Source organism: Candidatus Protofrankia californiensis, assembly GCF_900634765.1.
Classification (GTDB): domain Bacteria; phylum Actinomycetota; class Actinomycetes; order Frankiales; family Frankiaceae; genus Protofrankia; species Protofrankia californiensis.
Genome location: NZ_CAAAFT010000118.1, coordinates 1 through 16,636 on the forward strand (window position 1 = coordinate 1; position 16,636 = coordinate 16,636).

General features: G+C 68.3%; 16 protein-coding genes, 1 tRNA gene and 1 pseudogene. 8 read left to right on the forward strand and 10 right to left on the reverse strand.

Annotated elements, in window-relative coordinates; translation table 11 throughout:
- From DD1DGNOD_RS27840 to DD1DGNOD_RS07015, 3 genes are all read left to right on the forward strand, one after another.
- Positions 1-213, forward strand: a 213-nt coding sequence (locus DD1DGNOD_RS27840; protein ID WP_206442999.1) for a hypothetical protein, incomplete at its 5' end; no start/stop codon positions are given.
- A gap of 412 nt (positions 214-625) precedes the next feature.
- Entirely contained in the window at positions 626-829 is a 204-nt protein-coding gene (locus DD1DGNOD_RS07010) for a hypothetical protein (RefSeq protein WP_131765806.1), read from the forward strand.
- Between the two features lie 359 nt (positions 830-1,188).
- Positions 1,189-1,644, forward strand: coding sequence for a DUF6884 domain-containing protein (locus tag DD1DGNOD_RS07015; RefSeq protein WP_131769701.1), 456 nt, complete (start codon positions 1,189-1,191; stop codon positions 1,642-1,644).
- A 489-nt stretch (positions 1,645-2,133) separates the two neighbouring features.
- Here the strand turns inward: DD1DGNOD_RS07015 and DD1DGNOD_RS07020 are convergent.
- From DD1DGNOD_RS07020 to DD1DGNOD_RS07045, 6 genes are all read right to left on the reverse strand, one after another.
- A tRNA-Leu gene (locus tag DD1DGNOD_RS07020) sits at positions 2,134-2,214 on the reverse strand.
- A 708-nt stretch (positions 2,215-2,922) separates the two neighbouring features.
- Positions 2,923-3,411 carry a thioredoxin-dependent thiol peroxidase gene (gene bcp / locus DD1DGNOD_RS07025; RefSeq protein ID WP_131765866.1) on the reverse strand — a complete coding sequence of 163 codons (489 nt, stop codon included), beginning with the start codon at positions 3,409-3,411 and terminating at the stop codon, positions 2,923-2,925.
- A 158-nt stretch (positions 3,412-3,569) separates the two neighbouring features.
- Positions 3,570-4,652, reverse strand: a complete 1,083-nt coding sequence (locus DD1DGNOD_RS07030) for a class I SAM-dependent methyltransferase (RefSeq protein WP_131765808.1) — start codon at positions 4,650-4,652, stop codon at positions 3,570-3,572.
- A gap of 205 nt (positions 4,653-4,857) precedes the next feature.
- Positions 4,858-5,754: a DsbA family protein gene (locus DD1DGNOD_RS07035; protein WP_131765809.1), complete on the reverse strand. Its 897-nt coding sequence runs from the start codon at positions 5,752-5,754 to the stop codon at positions 4,858-4,860.
- Positions 5,755-5,813: 59 nt separating this feature from the next.
- Positions 5,814-6,344 (reverse strand): MauE/DoxX family redox-associated membrane protein, encoded by a 531-nt coding sequence (locus DD1DGNOD_RS07040; RefSeq protein ID WP_131765867.1) that lies wholly within the window; start codon positions 6,342-6,344, stop codon positions 5,814-5,816.
- 163 nt (positions 6,345-6,507) lie between these two features.
- Complete coding sequence (locus DD1DGNOD_RS07045; RefSeq protein ID WP_131765810.1) at positions 6,508-7,191, reverse strand: SCO family protein; 684 nt, start codon at positions 7,189-7,191, stop codon at positions 6,508-6,510.
- Between the two features lie 750 nt (positions 7,192-7,941).
- Here DD1DGNOD_RS07045 and DD1DGNOD_RS07050 point away from each other — a divergent pair.
- From DD1DGNOD_RS07050 to DD1DGNOD_RS07060, 3 genes and pseudogenes are all read left to right on the forward strand, one after another.
- A complete protein-coding gene (locus DD1DGNOD_RS07050) occupies positions 7,942-8,334 on the forward strand; it encodes a DUF3618 domain-containing protein (RefSeq protein ID WP_131769702.1) in 393 nt (130 codons plus the stop codon).
- Positions 8,335-8,603: 269 nt separating this feature from the next.
- Positions 8,604-9,017, forward strand: a pseudogene (locus DD1DGNOD_RS30480) (Fur family transcriptional regulator); the annotation flags it as partial.
- Between the two features lie 197 nt (positions 9,018-9,214).
- Positions 9,215-10,672 (forward strand): catalase, encoded by a 1,458-nt coding sequence (locus DD1DGNOD_RS07060; protein WP_131765812.1) that lies wholly within the window; start codon positions 9,215-9,217, stop codon positions 10,670-10,672.
- Positions 10,673-10,789: 117 nt separating this feature from the next.
- Here the strand turns inward: DD1DGNOD_RS07060 and DD1DGNOD_RS07065 are convergent, their stop codons facing one another.
- A complete protein-coding gene (locus tag DD1DGNOD_RS07065; protein ID WP_241251298.1) occupies positions 10,790-11,896 on the reverse strand; it encodes a lysylphosphatidylglycerol synthase transmembrane domain-containing protein in 1,107 nt (368 codons plus the stop codon).
- 362 nt (positions 11,897-12,258) lie between these two features.
- Between DD1DGNOD_RS07065 and DD1DGNOD_RS07070 the strand changes: the two genes are divergently transcribed.
- Positions 12,259-12,753, forward strand: a complete 495-nt coding sequence (locus DD1DGNOD_RS07070) for a glutathione peroxidase (RefSeq protein ID WP_131765813.1) — start codon at positions 12,259-12,261, stop codon at positions 12,751-12,753.
- A gap of 178 nt (positions 12,754-12,931) precedes the next feature.
- Here the strand turns inward: DD1DGNOD_RS07070 and DD1DGNOD_RS07075 are convergent, their stop codons facing one another.
- The 3 genes from DD1DGNOD_RS07075 to DD1DGNOD_RS07085 all read right to left on the reverse strand — a co-directional run bounded on the left by DD1DGNOD_RS07075 (position 12,932) and on the right by DD1DGNOD_RS07085 (position 15,624).
- On the reverse strand, positions 12,932-13,528 hold the full coding sequence (locus DD1DGNOD_RS07075) for an NUDIX domain-containing protein (protein WP_241251299.1): 597 nt from the start codon (positions 13,526-13,528) through the stop codon (positions 12,932-12,934).
- Positions 13,529-13,701: 173 nt separating this feature from the next.
- On the reverse strand, positions 13,702-14,625 hold the full coding sequence (locus DD1DGNOD_RS07080) for a TerB family tellurite resistance protein (protein ID WP_131765814.1): 924 nt from the start codon (positions 14,623-14,625) through the stop codon (positions 13,702-13,704).
- Between the two features lie 543 nt (positions 14,626-15,168).
- Positions 15,169-15,624, reverse strand: coding sequence for an ATP-binding protein (locus DD1DGNOD_RS07085; protein ID WP_131765815.1), 456 nt, complete (start codon positions 15,622-15,624; stop codon positions 15,169-15,171).
- 752 nt (positions 15,625-16,376) lie between these two features.
- Between DD1DGNOD_RS07085 and DD1DGNOD_RS26640 the strand changes: the two genes are divergently transcribed.
- Positions 16,377-16,529 carry a hypothetical protein gene (locus tag DD1DGNOD_RS26640; protein WP_165034812.1) on the forward strand — a complete coding sequence of 51 codons (153 nt, stop codon included), beginning with the start codon at positions 16,377-16,379 and terminating at the stop codon, positions 16,527-16,529.
- The last annotated feature ends 107 nt before the right edge of the window (positions 16,530-16,636 follow it).

Here is a 16,636-nt window from a genome sequence, read left to right on the forward strand (position 1 = left end):
CCGACAGGGGTCATCCCGGACACCTGGCCGCCGGACCGGCTCCACCCATGCCAGGCGGGCTTCACCCTCCGGCCCCGGCGTGCCAAGACCGCCGGGGTGTCGGGACCGGACGTTCCGCACAGCAGCCGGCCGCGCTTCCTCACAACCCCCGAACACGCGAAAAACTACGATCACTCCACCTTCGGCCGTCTATCTATTGGTGGTTTGTCGTGATCGGCTGTTGGGTTGGTTTATGGGGTTAGGCACGCCCTTGACCGGCGGCTAGCATGCCGAGCAGTGCGTGGATGTCCGGTGACGACGCTAGAACGGCGAAAGTGTGCATGATGAACTAAATTGTACGCAATGGCGCCGGCCGGCTACGGACCTGGCGTAGTGCGATGGGCCCGGACATCATGGGTCGTTGTTGCGGAGCCGGCTCGGCCGGCGGTACCGCTGGGCCGCTCTGCCTGGCCTGGGTTCGGGAGAGCCGTCCCGCCACACAGGTGGACCGCTGTCGGGGGCGTAGTAGCAACGGCCCGAAGCTGAAGATGCCGCGAGTTGTTCGATCTTGTGGGTTGTCTCCCGGGCTCACTGGGATCGCCGTACTCCAAGATCGTGCAATAGGCAGATTGCGCGAGGCCGTTGGGTGATCGGGGAAGAGCGGGTCGACGTGCCAGAAGCAGCGGCGGAGCCATGGGTGCCGCGCATGTTCGGCGAGGTCCTCGACGCAGCGCACGAGTATCGGATCTGTCATGGAATGTCGGAAATCTTCGAGGATGAGGCGATGGAACTCGCACTGGAAGCGCAGCGCGAGGTACGCGCCGAAATGCGCGCCGAGGGCATCCTTTAGAACGTGATGGGTGCGTCTCGTCCGTGTGGTCATCGACCCGCATGTCGTGGTCTCGGCCTTGATCCGGCGAACGAGTAATCCCGGGGCCGTCCTTGACGCGATCAGCAGTGGGGGACTCGCTCCGGTCATCTCACCGATCATGCTGCGGAGCTGGACAGGACCACGTCCAAAACCAAGTTTCGTCGCTACTTCACTCTCGGGAGGCGTGGGCCGTTCGCTGGCTCCTTGAGACCCCGGGGCACTGGCACGCCGACCTGCCGGCAGACCGTGCCCCGATCGGACACGATCCGAACGACGACTACCTGGTCCCCCTGTACCGGAGTGCCCGCGCCGACTGGATGGTCAGCGGAGATCAGGACGTGATCGAGTATGCCGAGACACTGGGCATCGTTGTGGTGAACCCCAGGCAGGCGGCCGAGGAACTCGCCCGGCTTCGTGAGGATCTCCATGGCCTCACTGTCGAGATTCACGCCGGAACCGCCTACGTCGAACCGCTGCGCGCCCCTCTCCGCGAGCTCGGAGCGCGCCTGTCCGTCCCGCTCGGTCACCTGCGCCAAGGTGAGCAACTGGTGCGGTACGGAACGGCCCCGGTTGAGGGGCAATCGGCGGGCGCCGACGGTCAGCAGCTGCCTGTAGAGGTGGCTGCGCTGGTTACCGCTCTGACTGACATGGCCCGCCCACGTACCCCTGCCGCTTTCCTTGCTGGCGACCGACACGAGCTGAACCAGCCTGGGCTGTACACACCTGGTGGGTCGACAACGTGGGCGCGGCCGATCCGGCTGCGGGCCTCGGTGAACCCGTCGCGCCCGGCCTGATCTATGCCGGGCAGGCAAGGGCGGCCCGGTGGCCGAGCGGCCGGACGTCCACCAGCACGCTCTGGACCCGGACAGCCGGGATGAACCTGGGTGGGTGGGCTGAATTCTTGACCCTCCGACGTACCTTCGCCGCCGCACTGCGGTCCGTTCTCGACCTGGTGGAGGAGGATGACCCGCCGCTCGTCGAGTGGATCGGGAGCCACCTGCGGGTCATCGCAGTACCGGTCGCCAACGCGGACGAGCTGGGCTGGCTGGAGGACGCCGTTCTTGACGCGCTTGACCCGCGCCACTCAACCTTCACGGTCGGCCGCCGAACACGTTCCGTAAGCGGGTGCGAGGACTCCGCAGCTCCAGGACGACTGACGAGGAGCAGGCAGACGGCAACCCGGACACCGAGCGTCCGTGACCAATGTGTGACCAGCCGGCCGAGACGATCAGGAAGGGGAGCGATGACCGAGCGTCTGACCTGGCCCCTTCCTGGTCATGATGTGCGGGAGGGGGGACTTGAACCCCCACGCCCTAGGGCGGCAGATCCTAAGTCTGCTGCGTCTGCCATTCCGCCACTCCCGCGCACGTGCCGTCAGGTACCGCGTACCGCAAGGTACGTACTGCAGGTACCACGTACCGCAAGGTACAGAGTAGCGATTGGTGGCCACGGGTCGTCCAGCCGTCTGTATCAGCCCCGGGCCGAACGGACGCCCCTGGGGGACGGACGGGTACCGGAGGGACGGACAGGCCCTGGAGGAAGAGTGGGGTAGACCGGCCGGGGTCGGGTCCTGGGGACGGACAGATTCCGGAGGGAGTGCGAGTACGACCGACCGGGTTGGGCGCTGTCGCCGGTGACCGCGGTCCCGCCCGTAGATCGCGGTCCCGTTGACAGGCGCCCGGGGGACGACCGGAACCACCAAGGCCCGGACCGCCGTCGGATGCGCCGTGCGCCGCCTGCCAGCCTGCTCCCGGCGCACCCGAGGTTTCCCATATACAGGCTGCCGGACCCGCTGCTGCGTGTGAAGGGGCCTGTGGCACGTGCGCTATGTCACTTTGGCGACTGTTTCGGGGGCCGTTCTTCTACCTGGGGTTCGCGAAGATACCCGGGGTCGGCGAAGGCCGATCTGCCGAGCGTCGAACCGGTTGCGCTGCCAGGTTCGCGAAGGTGCCTGGGGTCGGCGAAGGCCGGCCGGTCGGCCGATCACACGATCACACGATCACGCAGCGAGCCGGTGAGCCGGCCGGCGGGGCCACCGCCTGGCCGCCTCACCGGCTGCCGGTCAGCCGGGGTCAGCCGGCCAGGCCGAGATCTCGGATGATTTTGGCGACGTGGCCGGTCGCCTTGACGTTGTAGAGCGCCTTCTCGATCTTCCCGTCGGGGTCCAGGACGAAGGTCGAGCGGATCACGCCCAGGGTCTTCTTGCCATAGAGCGTTTTCTCGCCGTACGCGCCGTAAGCGGCGAGCACGGCCCGCTCCGGGTCCGACAGCAACGGGAACGTCAGCTTCTCGTTGTCGCGGAACTTCGCGAGCTTCGCGGGCTTGTCGGGGGAGATCCCGAGCACGTCGATGCCGGCGTCGTCCAGCAGCGCGAGATTGTCCCGGAAGTCGCATGCCTGTTTGGTGCACCCGGGCGTGGAGGCGGCCGGGTAGAAGTACACGACGACCCGGCGTCCCCGGTAGGACGACAGCGACACCTCGTTGCCGTCGGCGTCGGGGAGGGTGAAGTCGGGGGCGGTGTCACCGGAGGTGAGACGGACAACAGCGGCGGTCTCGGTCATGGCCGGAAGGTAGCCGGACGCGTCCAGTGCCGCAAACCCCACCCCCTGGCGAACCATCCCTGCGATGCCTGTCCGTCAGGACGCGACTGTCATGCCATCCGGAGCCGACCGTCATGCGGCCTGACCGTGACCGTCATGCCGCCGTCCGGACGCGGCTGTCATGGCGGGCCGCTCAGCGGCTCGACGCCCGCCAGTGTGGCAACGCCTACGAACGCGGCCGGATCCACCTGGCCGGCGGCCCATCTGCGCAGCTCGTTTATGATCAGTGTGGCGAGATCGACGTCTGCTTCGGCGTCCGCGTCGGCGTACACTATCGGATCGATCACGACGTCCATGATGACCAGGAACGTCCGGCCGTCCCCGACGATCCGTCCGCATCCCACCGCCCGGCCCGGCTCGTCCGCTGCCTCCACGCACAGCCCGGCGAGGCTGCCGTCGATGGCGTCCTCCGCCGCCTCGGGACCGGGGTCGGGCAGGCCGCCGGCGGTACGCAGCCGGCGGAGCTCCGCCACCGTCGGCATCCGGTGGACGACGATGAAGCCACCCACCGACAGCGACAGGGAGCGTGCGGTGGAGCCGTTCGTGCCCGGCGGTCCCGCCGCCGACTCGACGAGTGCTGGATGGGTGGTCACCGGACCGGGCCGGACCCCGACCAGCAGGGTGTCGACCGCCGTGCGCCTGTGATCGTCGGTCCGCAGCGGGCTCAGGATGCGGCCGGCTCGGCTGATCCGCAGGGGCGGGCCGCCAGCCAGGTCCGTCAGCAGTTCGTCGGCGTCGAGCAGGAGTTCGGGGTCGGCCGGGCCGGCGGTCCCGGGTCGCAGGTTCGCGCGATCATGCCCGAGTACCAGCAGTGTCCCACCTGGGACGATCGCGTTGACCGCGCATCGCAGAACGTTCCGCCGCTGCCCGGCTGGCAGGTGCAGGTAGCAGATGGTGACCAGATCGTAGGACGCCGGTGCCGGCGTCCAGTCCATGACGTCGGCGTGTATCCAGTCGGGGGTCACGTCGAAGCGGCGGGAGAGTTCGCGCGCCTTGCGGATCGCGACCTGGGAGAAGTCCAGTCCGGTGACCCGCCAGCCCTGGGTGGCGAGCCAGACGGCGTTGCGGCCCTCCCCGCAGGCGAGGTCGAGAGCGCGCCCCGGGGTGAGACCGGCGAGGTGCTCGATCACGACCTGGTTCGGCTCGGCGGTCCACAGCAGGCCGGTGCCGGCATGCCGGCGGTCCCACTGTGTGGCATCCATAGTCGCTATCTCACCTCGCGCAGGCGTGCCATGCCGCATCATGACCCCGGACGGGACGACATCCACGGGCCCGCTCGGACAGATGGCCGCGGTTTGTCACCGCTTCGGGCTGTCGCTACTTCGGACTGTCGCTACTTCGCCCCGCCTGGAGCCTCAGCCCGTGCGGAACCCCGGCCTGTCCGGCTATGTGACTGCGCGATGTCGGTCACCCGCTGGGTGCCGGCGCGGGGGTACCGGCGGCATTGTTCACCGCGGCGGTGAAGCCCTGGGGCGTCAGGGACTGCGGGGCCAGCCGCCGGCCGTTGACGAACACGGTCGGTGTGCCTGTCACGCCGCGTTTGGACGCGTCGTCCTCGACCTTCGCGACGTAGCCGTTGTACGTGCCGTTGTTCACCGCGTCGGTGAATGCGGGGGACGTCAGACCCACCCTGGTACCGAATTCCGTCAGCGTGTTGTTCCGATATCCACTGGTCCGCTCGGGCGGCTGATTGGTGTAGAGAATGGCATGGTATTCCTTGAATTTTCCTTCCTGAGCGGCGGCGGCAGCGGCGTTCGCCGCCCGGACGGACTCCGGTCCGAGGAAGGACATCATGTGATAAACAGCTTTGATCCGTCCGTCATCGATCAGCTGCTGGACGCTCGGGCCGAGCGAGGTCTCGAGTTCCTCGCAGATCGGGCACTGGAAGTCCTCGTAGAAGTCCACGGTGACCGGGGCGTCCGCCTTCCCGACGACGATCCCGTTGTCGGTGCCGGTCGCGGTCACCGGCAGCACCACGGGGGTGGATCCCGTCCGGCTGCTCTGGACAGCGAAGCCGATCACCGCGGCCACCGCGAGCACGGCCACGACCACCGATCCGACGATGACCCGCTGTCGCCGCTGTGCGCGGGCGGCTTCGGCGGCTCGAGCCGCGGCCGCCTTCTCCCGCCGGACGTCGCCGCGCCGAACGTCCTCCCGCCGGGCGTCGTTTCCGGCGCGGCGGGTGTCGTCCTGGGCGCGGTCGGGTCCCTGCGGGGAGGAGCCGCGCGGATGGCGTGCCGACCGCGGCCCGGCCGGGTTCCCGTCCGGCCGGTTCTTCCTCGTCCTTCTGGACGCGGTGCTCATCAGCTCTCCCGAAGTCCTTCAGTAGCTCGGGGACGTGGGCCTTCGGCCGCGCGAGAAAGTCATGATCGCGCTGCCTCCGGCCCTTCAGCGGCCTGCGGATGTGGGCCTCGTTCGAGGAGGCGGTCGACGGTCAGCGCACCGGCTGGCAGGCGCACCAGCAGGGCGCTCGCGACGAGCAGCAGGCCGTCCCGGACGATTTCCCCGGTGTAATGGGTGGGTGCGCCGGCGGTGAGGTCCCCGCCGGAGGAGAAACAGCCGCAGTCGATGCGCAGGCCCCGCGCGGCCGCCGAGGCGATTGCCGTGATGTAGGCGGCGAGCAGCAGTGCGGAGACGGCAGCGCTCACCCGCACCGCCAGTCCGGCGAGCAGCAGCAGGCCGAGCGCGATTTCCACGAACGGGACGGCGTAGGCGACCGGGTGCACGAGCGGTTCGGGCAGGATGCGGAAGGCCCGGACCGAGCGCACCATCCCCTGCGGGTCGCCGATCTTGAAAAGGCCGGCGGCGAGCCAGAGTGCCGCCAGGCCGAGGCGGACGATGGTGGACAGGACCCGCCCCATCCGTGGGCCGGCCGGACCGACCCCGGTGATCATCCGCCCGGCGGCTCCGGCGGCTGTCCGCCCGGTGGTCCGGGTGACGCTCCGCCCGGCAGGGTGCCCATCTGCCGGGCCTTCCGGCCCGGCGCTTTCCGTCCGCCGACTTCTCGTTGCTTCGACGGTGTCCTGCCCGACCGCCGCCTGCTGATTCGTCATTGTTTCACGTTGTCTTTCCCGTGTTGACCAGGATGGGGAGGTCATGGGCGTAGTCGGCGACCTGGGTTCCCGCGAGGTAGACGACCCTGGCCTTGTCGTCCAAGGTGAAGGCCATGACCTGCGTGCCGTGCGTGACGGTGAAGATGCCGCTGGGCTGACGTACCGGATCTTCCATCGGGATGCCGAGCGCGTCCGCCTGCACGCGTACCTGTGCCAGGGTGCCTCGTACACCGATGAAGGACGAGTCGAACTGGTTCAACCAGCGATTCAGCACGTCGCCGGTGTCCCGCTCGGGATCGGTACTGACGAACACTGTGGCGATCTGTGACCGGACCGGCGCCGGTACCGTGTCGAGGGCCGCTGCGATGTCGGCCATCGTCGTCGGGCAGACGTCCGGGCAGTGAGTGTAGCCGAAGAACAGTAACGTGACCTTCCCGGCCGTCCGGGAGCGCAGGTCGAACGGGGCTCCGGCGGTGTCGATCAGGTTCAGCGCGGGTTTGTCGATCGGCTGCGCGAGCGCCGTGCCACGCAGTCTGCTGGACGACCCGGAGTCGTCCACGATCGTGACCACGGATCCGCCACCGGAGGAACAGCCGGCCACGATGAGCGCGAGCGCTACCAGCGGTACGGCGAGCAACCGGCAGCGGCGGGCGGATGGAAGACGGGCGGATGGAAGAGAACTCGGCATGGCTCCTCGAAGTGACCCGGAGACCGGGCCTGCGGGACCTGCCGGATCGGCTTCCGGACCCCCGGATGCGAAAAGAAGCATGATCGCACTGCTTTCGGCCTTCTGGCGGGCAGGTGGACTTAAGTGGACTGACGGATAAGCCCGGCTGCTCGGTTCCGCCCTCGGCCGCGTCGGGCGTCCCGGGCCGTGTGCCCGGCAGCGCCTGTCGGTGCAGTCTCCGAGCCGGAACGGGCGAACGGAACGAGATGGGCGAACAGAACATGTCGGTCGCGACCGCCCCTGGTCCGGATGTGATGGACAGTTCACCGGACCAGGGTAGACACGAGGTCTGCCCAGGCCTCGTCACGATCTCCGGCGGCGCGGGGACGGCAGCCCGGCGGGGGTGAGCTCTACCGCTCACCCGCCGTTTCGCCTCGCGCCTGTGCGGCCCTTCTGGCACGATTATCACCAGATCTTAGCGTTGATGTCGTGGCTCGTGGCTCGTGGCTGTTATGCGGTGTGATCCAAGTTATATCCGGGTGTATTCCGGTGGATGTTTTGGTATGCCTGGACGGCGGTCCTGGGATGCGGAGGAGGTCCCGACAGTGGCGTTCTGTTCGGATCGACGACAACGCTATTGACCACAACGCTGCGCTGCTGACGACAGCGTTGCCGGTCCGGCGAAGCCGACGTGGTACGTTCAGGAGGCGCCGGTGAAGATCCAGCAGATATGCCCTAGGCAGTCATCGCGCGGAGGAAAGGGCGACATCGGTGCCGCAGGACCCGGCTGCCATCCAGCAGCAGATCGAGAATACCCGCGCCGAGCTCGCGGTGACCTTGGATGCTATCGCTGAGCTCGTGAGCCCCAGGCGGGTCGCGGAGCGGACCGGCGAGCAGATCAGGGGCAGGGTTGCCGAACTGCGCCAGAAGGTGATCGCGGGCAGCTTCGGTGGTCCGGCTGCCCTTTCCGCGGACTCCGGCGCGGCCGGGAACGGGTTCGGTGATCCGGCGGAGAGGCAGGAGCTGTCCGCGGGGTTCGACTCGGGTCTGGTTGTGCAACGTACCGTCCGGTGGGACCGCGTGGCTGCCGCCGGAGGCGGTGTGCTGGTGCTGCTTGTCGGCGTTCGCCGTCGGAGGCGTCGGCGGCGCAGGGGTGCCGCGTAAGCGCCGCGTAACGTCTGTGCGGGCCGGCTGATCTGCCGCATCCGCCGCTCGTCCCACGTGCAAGTTCCTACATTATCCGTGGCCTTTGTGCTGTCCGCATTCCCCGCTGCCCGCAGTTTCTGGTGCCCGCGGTTCCCGCTGCTCGCTGCCTGGTGCCCGCGGCCACCCGGCGTCCAGCGGCTGACGGACTGCCCGTCCGGCCCAGGGAACTTGGTCTTGATGCGTTCATAGACTTGACTTGTTCCAGATAGCGGCGGACTCTGATCCGTGTGCAAGGTGAGGATGCCGCCGGACAGCTGCGGTCAGTAGGGCTGCGGGTGACCGCACCACGTCTGGCGGTTCTCGCGTCCCTGGCCGAGGGCGCGCACCTGACCGTGGAGACGATCGCCCAGGGTGCACGTGCACGCCTTGGCTCGCTGTCGGTCCAGGCCGTGTACGACAACCTGGACGCACTCGCCGCCGTTGGGCTGGTGCGCCGGTTCGAACCCGCCGGCAGCCCGGCCCGGTTCGAGCTGCGGGTCGGTGACAACCATCACCACCTTGTCTGCCGGGTGTGCACGGCCGTCCACGACGTCGACTGCGTGATCGGTGCGCGGCCATGCCTGTCGCCGTCGGACGACCATGGCTTCGTCATCGACGAAGCCGAGGTGACCTTCTGGGGAATCTGCGCCGACTGCCGGGCCGACACCGACACCGATGCTGACGGTGGTGTTCGCGCCGGAGCTCAGCCGGACACGGCTGCCCCAGGCGCGCCGGACGTCCGCCGTTCGTCGACCCCTCAGCGAGCGGAGGCGGGTGGGCCCCCGGCATCCCGGCCTGGCGCAGGCGGCCCTTCGGGCGGCAGGGAAGCAACGACGACAGATGACAGGAGTGAGTTTCGATGACCGACTCTCGACCACCTGTAACCACCACCGACGCGGGCATCCCGGCGCCGAGCGACGAGCATTCACTGTCCGTCGGCCCGGACGGCCCTCTGCTGCTCCAGGATCACTACCTGATCCAGAAAATGGCCCAGTTCAACCGGGAACGGGTTCCCGAACGGGTTGTCCACGCAAAGGGCGGCGGCGCACACGGCTACTTCGAGGTGACCGCGGACGTCACCCCGTACACGAAGGCAGCCTTCCTGTCCGAGGTGGGTAAGCGCACCGACGTGTTCGTCCGGTTCTCCACTGTCGCGGGCGAACTCGGCAGTGCCGACACGGCCCGCGATCCACGCGGTTTCGCCGTCAAGTTCTACACCGAGGAAGGCAACTACGACCTGGTCGGCAACAATACGCCGATCTTCTTTATACGGGACCCGAGCAAGTTCTCCGACTTCATCCACTCCCAGAAGCGGCGGTCCGACACCCACCTGCGCGACAACAACATGCAGTGGGATTTCTGGACGTTGTCGCCCGAATCCGCCCACCAGGTGCTGGTCCTGATGAGTGACCGCGGGACGCCGCGTACCTGGCGACACATGAACGGTTACGGCAGCCACACGTTCATGTGGGTGAACGAGGCGCACGAGCGATTCTGGGTGAAATACCACTTCAAGACCGAGCAGGGCATCGACAACTTCACCGACGCCGAGGCGAAGGCGGTCGCGTCCGTGGATCCGGACTTCCACATCCGGGACCTTTCGTCGTCTATAGGGAAGGGCGACTATCCGGCTTGGCGGCTGGAGGTACAGATCATGCCGTTTGCGGATGCCGCCACCTACCGGTTCAACCCGTTCGACCTGACCAAGGTCTGGCCGCACGGGGACTACCCGACGATCACGATCGGGCGCATGGTCCTCAACCGCAATCCCGAGGATTACTTCGCCGAGGTCGAACAGGCGTCGTTCGAGCCCGCGAACCTGGTGCCCGGGATCGGCCCGAGCCCGGACAAGATGCTGCTCGGCCGGCTGTTCTCCTACCCGGACACGCACCGCTACCGGATCGGCCCGAACTACCTGCAGCTACCGATCAATCGCCCGAAGGCGCCGGTCAACTCCTACAACAAGGACGGCGCGATGCGCTACGAGCCGTCCCGTGACCCGGTGTACGCGCCGAACAGCTACGGCGGCCCCAGGGCCGACACGGCCCGTTACGGCGAGGACGCGGTCTGGACGGCCGACGGCGACTTCGTCCGTGCGGCGTACACGCTGCGCCGCGACGACGACGACTTCGGCCAGGCCGGGACGCTGTACCGCGACGTGCTGTCCGACACCGACCGGGAGCATCTGGTCTCGAACATCGTCGGCCACGCCTCCCAGGACGTTGCCGCGGACGTCCAGCGCCGGGTGGTCGAGTACTGGCGTCAGGTCGACCCGGACCTCGGCGCCCGGGTCGCCAAGGGATTGGGCGTCGGCTGACCCGTAACGCCCCGGAGGCCTGGGCCTACCCTGCCGGCCAGGCCTCCGGACCTCCCAGATCGGTTTCCGGACCGACCGCTGGCCTCGGTTCGCCCAGAGCTTCCGGTCTATTCCCGGTCACAGGACGCTGCGGCGGCGTAGGACGGTCAGGGCGACCACTCCGGGTAGTACCGGTAGCCAGTAGCTGATCAGGCGGTATACCAGGACGGCCGCGAACATGGACACGGCCTCGCCGCCGGCGGCGGTGAGGCCGAGGGCGAGGGCGGGTTCGAGCGCCCCGACGTTGCCCGCGGTAGGCACCGCCCCGGCCACTGCCGCGCCTATCAGATAGATGGCCGCCACTGACAGCAGCGATTCGGAACCGCCGAACGCCCAGACGCACGTGGCCAATGCCACGATCTGTGTGACCTTGGTGGCCGCGGCGGACAGAAGCAGGACGGCGGTACGCCGTGGGGAGCGCGCGAGCAGCACCAGATGCCTGCCCGCGCCGTGCAACGCCGGTCCAAGCCGGCCGTGGACGCGGGGGTGCAGGCCGACCGCGGCGCACACGAGCAGGCACAGCACGGCGCATCCGAGGACCGGGCCGGATCCGATGTTTGTCGTGATCGACTCAATGGGTGCGGTCACCGCGTCCCCGGCGCCCGAACCGCCGACCAGCCCGGCGGCTAGTACGATCCCGCCCACATGGACCAGGGCAAACGCGATCTTGACTGCGGCCACGGCGCTCAGACAGGCCGAACAGGTGAGCTTCTGACGTTCCAGGTAGCGGATGTTCACGGCGATCGCGCCGAGGCCCGCCGGCAGCACCCGGTTGGCCGCCGCCGCGGCCAGTTGTACTGCCACCGCTGTTCGTAACTGCAGGGGCAGTCCGCTGGCCGCCCGCAAAGCCAGGCCGTTGGCCAGGAAGAAGCAGGCTGAGGCGATCCCGCACGCTACAAGCCACGGCCAGGCCGGTACGGGGACGCTGGACAGCTTTGCCCCGACCTCCGTCCGGAACCTTGTGACAAGCATGACGATCATCGGGACGGCGAAGGCGAACGCGACCAGCGTGCAGGGACGGCGTAGCCAGCTTGCCCGGATACGAGGGTGCAGTGCCTCAGGCAGCGCGAGCGAACCCACCGTCTGCTCACCGGGCAGGTCTCGCACCAGCGGATGCGCGACCTGCTGGAGCGGGATGACAGTCGGTCGCGCAGCGGCCGCGGCGGCGCCGGCTGCCGCTCTCACGGGGGCTGCTGTTTCGGTGGCTGCCCACCTGGGCGTCATGGCGCCAACAGTAGATCGGGATTCATAACGGATGCTGAACAACGTACATCCTGTGGCGGGATCTTCTTCTCCGCGTCCCGGTGGACAGGATGACGCCGATCAGTTAAGAGGCCAAAGGCGGTACGATCATGCGCTTTCCGCGTCCGGGAGGCCCAGGTCCCAGGCTGCCAAGAGCTCGCTTCGTGCCGGTACGGAACAGAATCGGTGGCGCTCGACTTGCAGACAGGGGCGTGTCACCTCGCCTGAAAATGATGTGCACCGGTAACCCGACGCCGGGCGACCGAACCCCGGCAAGGACTTCGGCATCCGAGAAAGGCTGGACCGTGACAGATCTGCACGACCTACCAGTAACCACTCTTGTCGGCGAGAAGACGACCTTTGGCGCACTGGCGGACGGGCGTGCCGCGCTCGTCGTCAACGTGGCGAGCCGCTGCGGGCTCACCCCGCAGTACACCGGCCTCGAGAAACTGCACGGGGAACTGTCCGGTCGGGGATTTACCGTGATCGGCTTTCCGTGCAACCAGTTCGGCGGGCAGGAGCCGGGCACCGCGGAGGAGATCGCGACCTTCTGCTCGTCGACCTACGGGGTGACGTTCCCGCTGAGTGCGAAGATCGAGGTCAACGGTGCCGGTCGCGACCCGGTATATACCGAACTGACCCAGACCGCCGACGCGGCAGGCAAGGCCGGCGACATCACGTGGAATTTCGAGAAGTTCCTGGTCGCGCCGGACGGCCGGGTCGTCGCCCGGTTCGGCCCGCGGACGGACCCCCATGACGCGGCGCTGCTCGGCGCGATCGAGCAGGTCCTTTCCGCCTGATCCTGGGTGTCGGGGCGGTTTCCCGGTTGGTATGGCCGAAGGCAGCGCGATCATGTTTTTCGCGCTGCCGGAGGCATGGGTTCTCGGGGTGGTATGGCCGAAGGCAGCGCGATCATGTTTTTCGCGCCGCCGTCGGCCTGTTCTGTCGCCGGGTGTTCTCAGGGCCAGGTTTAGATCTTCAATTCGGTTTGACCGCCCGGGGGAGGCCGTCCGGGCCGTACCAGGACGGCCGGTGGGTGCGCAGCCAGCTCAGGATGGCCGTCCGCAGGTGTGCCGGTCGGAACTCGAAGGTGTCGAGAGCGGCCACTGAGACGGATCCGATGTCGATCGCCTCCTCCCGGCTGCCGATCTGTGCGAACGGTGGCAGCGTGGCGGCGAACACGACGTTCAGCTCGTGCCAGCTCTGACCGGCTTCGACGTATGAGTGCTCCACGCATCCCACGAAGTCGAGGGCGTGGGTCGCGAGCCCGGCCTCCTCCCGGATCTTGCGGCGCAGCGCTCCCTCCACGCTCTCGCCGGGCTCCACGTTCCCGCCCGGCAGGAAGAACCATGAATGCCCGCGCCGGTTGGCGACAAGCACACGCTCGCCGGACGTGAAGAGCATGCGGGCGCTCAGTACCGATCTGATGCTCTGGGCGGGATTATCCCGGTTGTTCGGGTCGATGACTGTCGGGTGCACGTCGACCGTCGGGCCAGGGGGTCGGGAGGCTCCGCCGTCGGGATGCGGAAACGGGTGGGCTGCCTGGGGAGATGTCGCGTCGTCCTTCTCGAACATGATTTCCCTCGCGGGTAGGTGGCTGGCTCGACCACGTTCGGCTGGTTCGGCTGTGCTGGCGGTGGGCGTCGGCGTTTTCGAGGTGTCCGCGGTCGGTTCCTGGCAGAATCTGTCAGTTCCTGGATCGGCTCCTGGATCGACCTGGCTGTCAGTTCCCGGAGCGACCCGGCGGCCTATTCGTGGGTGCTTCTGACCCGCTGCACCGTCTGCACCGCCAGCGAGGACGGGTCGAGCCCGAGGACGTCCAGCGCTTCCTGGACGACGGCCCGCTCGTCGGGGTCGAACGTGCCGTCCGAGCGTCCGATCACCGCACCGAACTGCACGACCGACCGGGCTCGCACCCTGTTTCCCCGTACCTTGGCGATCTCGCGCAGTGCCCTGGCCCGGCCGGTGGCGGGGTCCGCGCGCAGCGCTGCCACATGGGCGTCGAACAGCCGGACAAGATCGTTGGGTGGGAATGCGCTCAGGGTCCTGTCCGTGGCGACGATGTGCGCCATGGCGTCCCGCTCCCGTGCGTCGATTGTGCCGTCGGCGGCGGCGACGAGCGCGCAGATGGCAACCGCGGCGTCCCGGAAGGCGGCGTCGTCGAGTTCGTGCCGCCGCGCGTGCAGCTGTGCCCGCAGCGAGTGCACGGACTGGCTCAGATGGTTCCACCACGGCTCGGGTTCGTGCACCGGCAGTCCCTGCCATACCGGCCAGCGGTCTTCCAACCAGCGGAGGACCGCGGTCGAGACGGCAGGGGGCGTCAACGACCGCTCGTTGAGATCTTCCAGGGCCAGCGGGACGAGCGGAGCACCCAGGTGGGTGGTCGGGACGTCGGCGCCGTCCGGGAGGTCGGCGGCGAACAGCGCGGTGATCGTGCGCTCCGTGGCCGGGCCGAGGTGCTCGACGCAGCCCACGAATTCGGGTGACGCGGCAGGGGAGCCGGTCAGGGTCCGGACGTACCGGGCCGCCGCCGTGCCGATCCCTTCGGCGGGTTCGACGGTTCCGCCGGGCAGGAGGTAGGCGGACACGGCGGGCCGGTACTGCGCAACCAGGTATCCGCCGGTGTCGAGCAGGATCTGGACGTTCAGCCGGACGTTCGTGGGAACGGGCATGTCGACCCCCCTGATGACGGTTTCGCGCTGTCAGCGGCGTTGCGTGTGAATTGTTGCTGACCCGACGCCATCATCCACCTGCCCAGGGTGCTTGCCCATCGGCCGCGGACCGCCGGTGAACGCAGCAGTGCGAGCGCTTCGGCCAAAAGGAGTTTCCAGCGCTGAGGGGGTTATTCAAAACTCCTCGATCAAGATCTATGGCAGCGTCCCGACCTGCAACGATGCATGATCTAGATCCTCTTGGTTGAGGGTCCTGAATCCGGATAAGCCGCCAAGAGCTACCGAGGATGGAACTGTCCGGTTCGCGACATCCGGGCCTATGCCTCGCTTCGTCGTCGTCGGCTGGCGCCCGACAGCCTCCGGCGCTTCCCTCCTACTGCCTCGCGATCAATCCACCCGGTCGCAGCCCTCTGATCGAACGCCCCGTAGAGCCACCGACGGGGAGTGGAGCCGCCGTCTCATCAGAAAGCACTCCGATGTGGGGTTACGAACCGGGGCAGTCTTCACGTGCCTGAACCGGACGCTTTCCAGAAGAGAGATTTTTTATCGAAAGAGGCGAAACGTTGTGGATCGCATGGCGTCCATGGGGACGCGGGGCCGTACCGGAGCGGCCAGTTCGAACCACACGTGTTTGCCGGGGCTGTCGTGGGCCGGTTTGTCCACCACGCCCCATTCGCTGGCGAGCGCCGCCACCAGATGCATCCCACGGCCTGACTCGTCGTCGTCGTGCGCGGGCCGCAGCACCGGGTGGGTCGTGCTCCCGTCGCCTACCGCAATCCGTACCCGGTCCTTCTGCGCGACGATCTGGACGTGCAGTGGATCGTTCGATCTTGTGTAGCGCACGGCGTTGGTGACGACCTCGCTGACCAGCAGGCGTGCGACCTCGGCGTCCTCCTCACGGCCCCAGGTGGAAAGCAGCTCGTTGACCAGGCGCCGTGCCCGCCCGGCGGCGCGGGCATTAGCAGGAAGATCGAAGCGTGCGGTAAGAGCTTCGGCCACGCCTCACCCTCCACGGGTAACCGCCGACGGCCACGCCGTCGAACATCGCCATGGGCCCGCCGCCGCCCCCGTCGTCGTCGCGTTCATGCCACATGCCGTCTGCATTCAAACCTTGCCGACGCGGATCTGTCACGGACCGTCGGGTTGCTCGGCAAAACCGGCCCGCCCCTGCGTGTGATCGGTTGCCGCGCACCCGGAGGGCCGGGAGGCCCACGTCCTGGGTCGCTGGAGGGCTGAAGGCGGCGTAATCATGCTTTTTTCGTGCCGCCGGCGGCTTCCTGTGATGTCAGATCACGTCGATGCCGTCGAGGATGTTGCCGTACCCAGGCCAGCGACTGCCCTCGCCGTCGCTGGCGGCATCCGGCCGGATTGCTGGGCGCGGCGCCGCTCGGCGCTCGGCCTCCGCGCGCCGGGCCTGCAGCTGCGCCCCGAGATCGGGGCTGCCGGGATGTGACGCTGTTACGTACGGTTGGCGCGGTGCATCCAGCGCCGGGTGAGTATCCGGATGCGGCCGGACTGACGTGCGGGTGGGCGGAATACCCATCGGTCCGGAGATCAAAGGTGCGGGGCGGGCCGCGGGGATGGCCGGCCCCTGCGGCGGATATGCCGGCGTCTGGCCGCCGTCCCCCGATATGGGCGGCCAGGGTTGTGGCTCGCGCACCGGCTGCCGGAACGGCACGGTGGGCCGCGGCTGCGCCGGGTGAGGGCCTGTTGCTGGCTGCTGCCCCGCCGGCTGCGGCACGGAGGGTGGGGTGATTGGCGGTATCTGCCGTCTGGGCGGCATAGGTGCGGCAGCCCCCGGCTGGGGCGTCGGCGGCGCTATGCGATGCGCGCCAGTCGACAGCGAGGCGGTGGACGACGGGATCCATCCGCTGGGGTTGCTGGGGGTCGCCGAGACCGGGTAGGCGCCCGTACCCGGCCCTCCTGGCCCCCCGGCGGCTGCCGGAGCTGGGGACGCCATAGCGGGAAGCGGCCCGCTGACATGCGGGGCCGGGGAGAGCGGGGGGAGAGG

Excerpts from the sequence above, each read along its gene's own strand:
- bcp (WP_131765866.1), bottom strand. The coding sequence starts at position 3,411 with ATGACCGAGACCGCCGCTGTTGTCCGTCTCACCTCCGGTGACACCGCC.
- DD1DGNOD_RS07030 (WP_131765808.1), bottom strand. The coding sequence starts at position 4,652 with ATGGATGCCACACAGTGGGACCGCCGGCATGCCGGCACCGGCCTGCTG.
- DD1DGNOD_RS07035 (WP_131765809.1), bottom strand. The coding sequence starts at position 5,754 with ATGAGCACCGCGTCCAGAAGGACGAGGAAGAACCGGCCGGACGGGAAC.
- DD1DGNOD_RS07040 (WP_131765867.1), bottom strand. The coding sequence starts at position 6,344 with ATGATCACCGGGGTCGGTCCGGCCGGCCCACGGATGGGGCGGGTCCTG.
- DD1DGNOD_RS07045 (WP_131765810.1), bottom strand. The coding sequence starts at position 7,191 with ATGCCGAGTTCTCTTCCATCCGCCCGTCTTCCATCCGCCCGCCGCTGC.
- DD1DGNOD_RS07060 (WP_131765812.1), top strand. The coding sequence starts at position 9,215 with ATGACCGACTCTCGACCACCTGTAACCACCACCGACGCGGGCATCCCG.
- DD1DGNOD_RS07075 (WP_241251299.1), bottom strand. The coding sequence starts at position 13,528 with ATGTTCGAGAAGGACGACGCGACATCTCCCCAGGCAGCCCACCCGTTT.
- DD1DGNOD_RS07080 (WP_131765814.1), bottom strand. The coding sequence starts at position 14,625 with ATGCCCGTTCCCACGAACGTCCGGCTGAACGTCCAGATCCTGCTCGAC.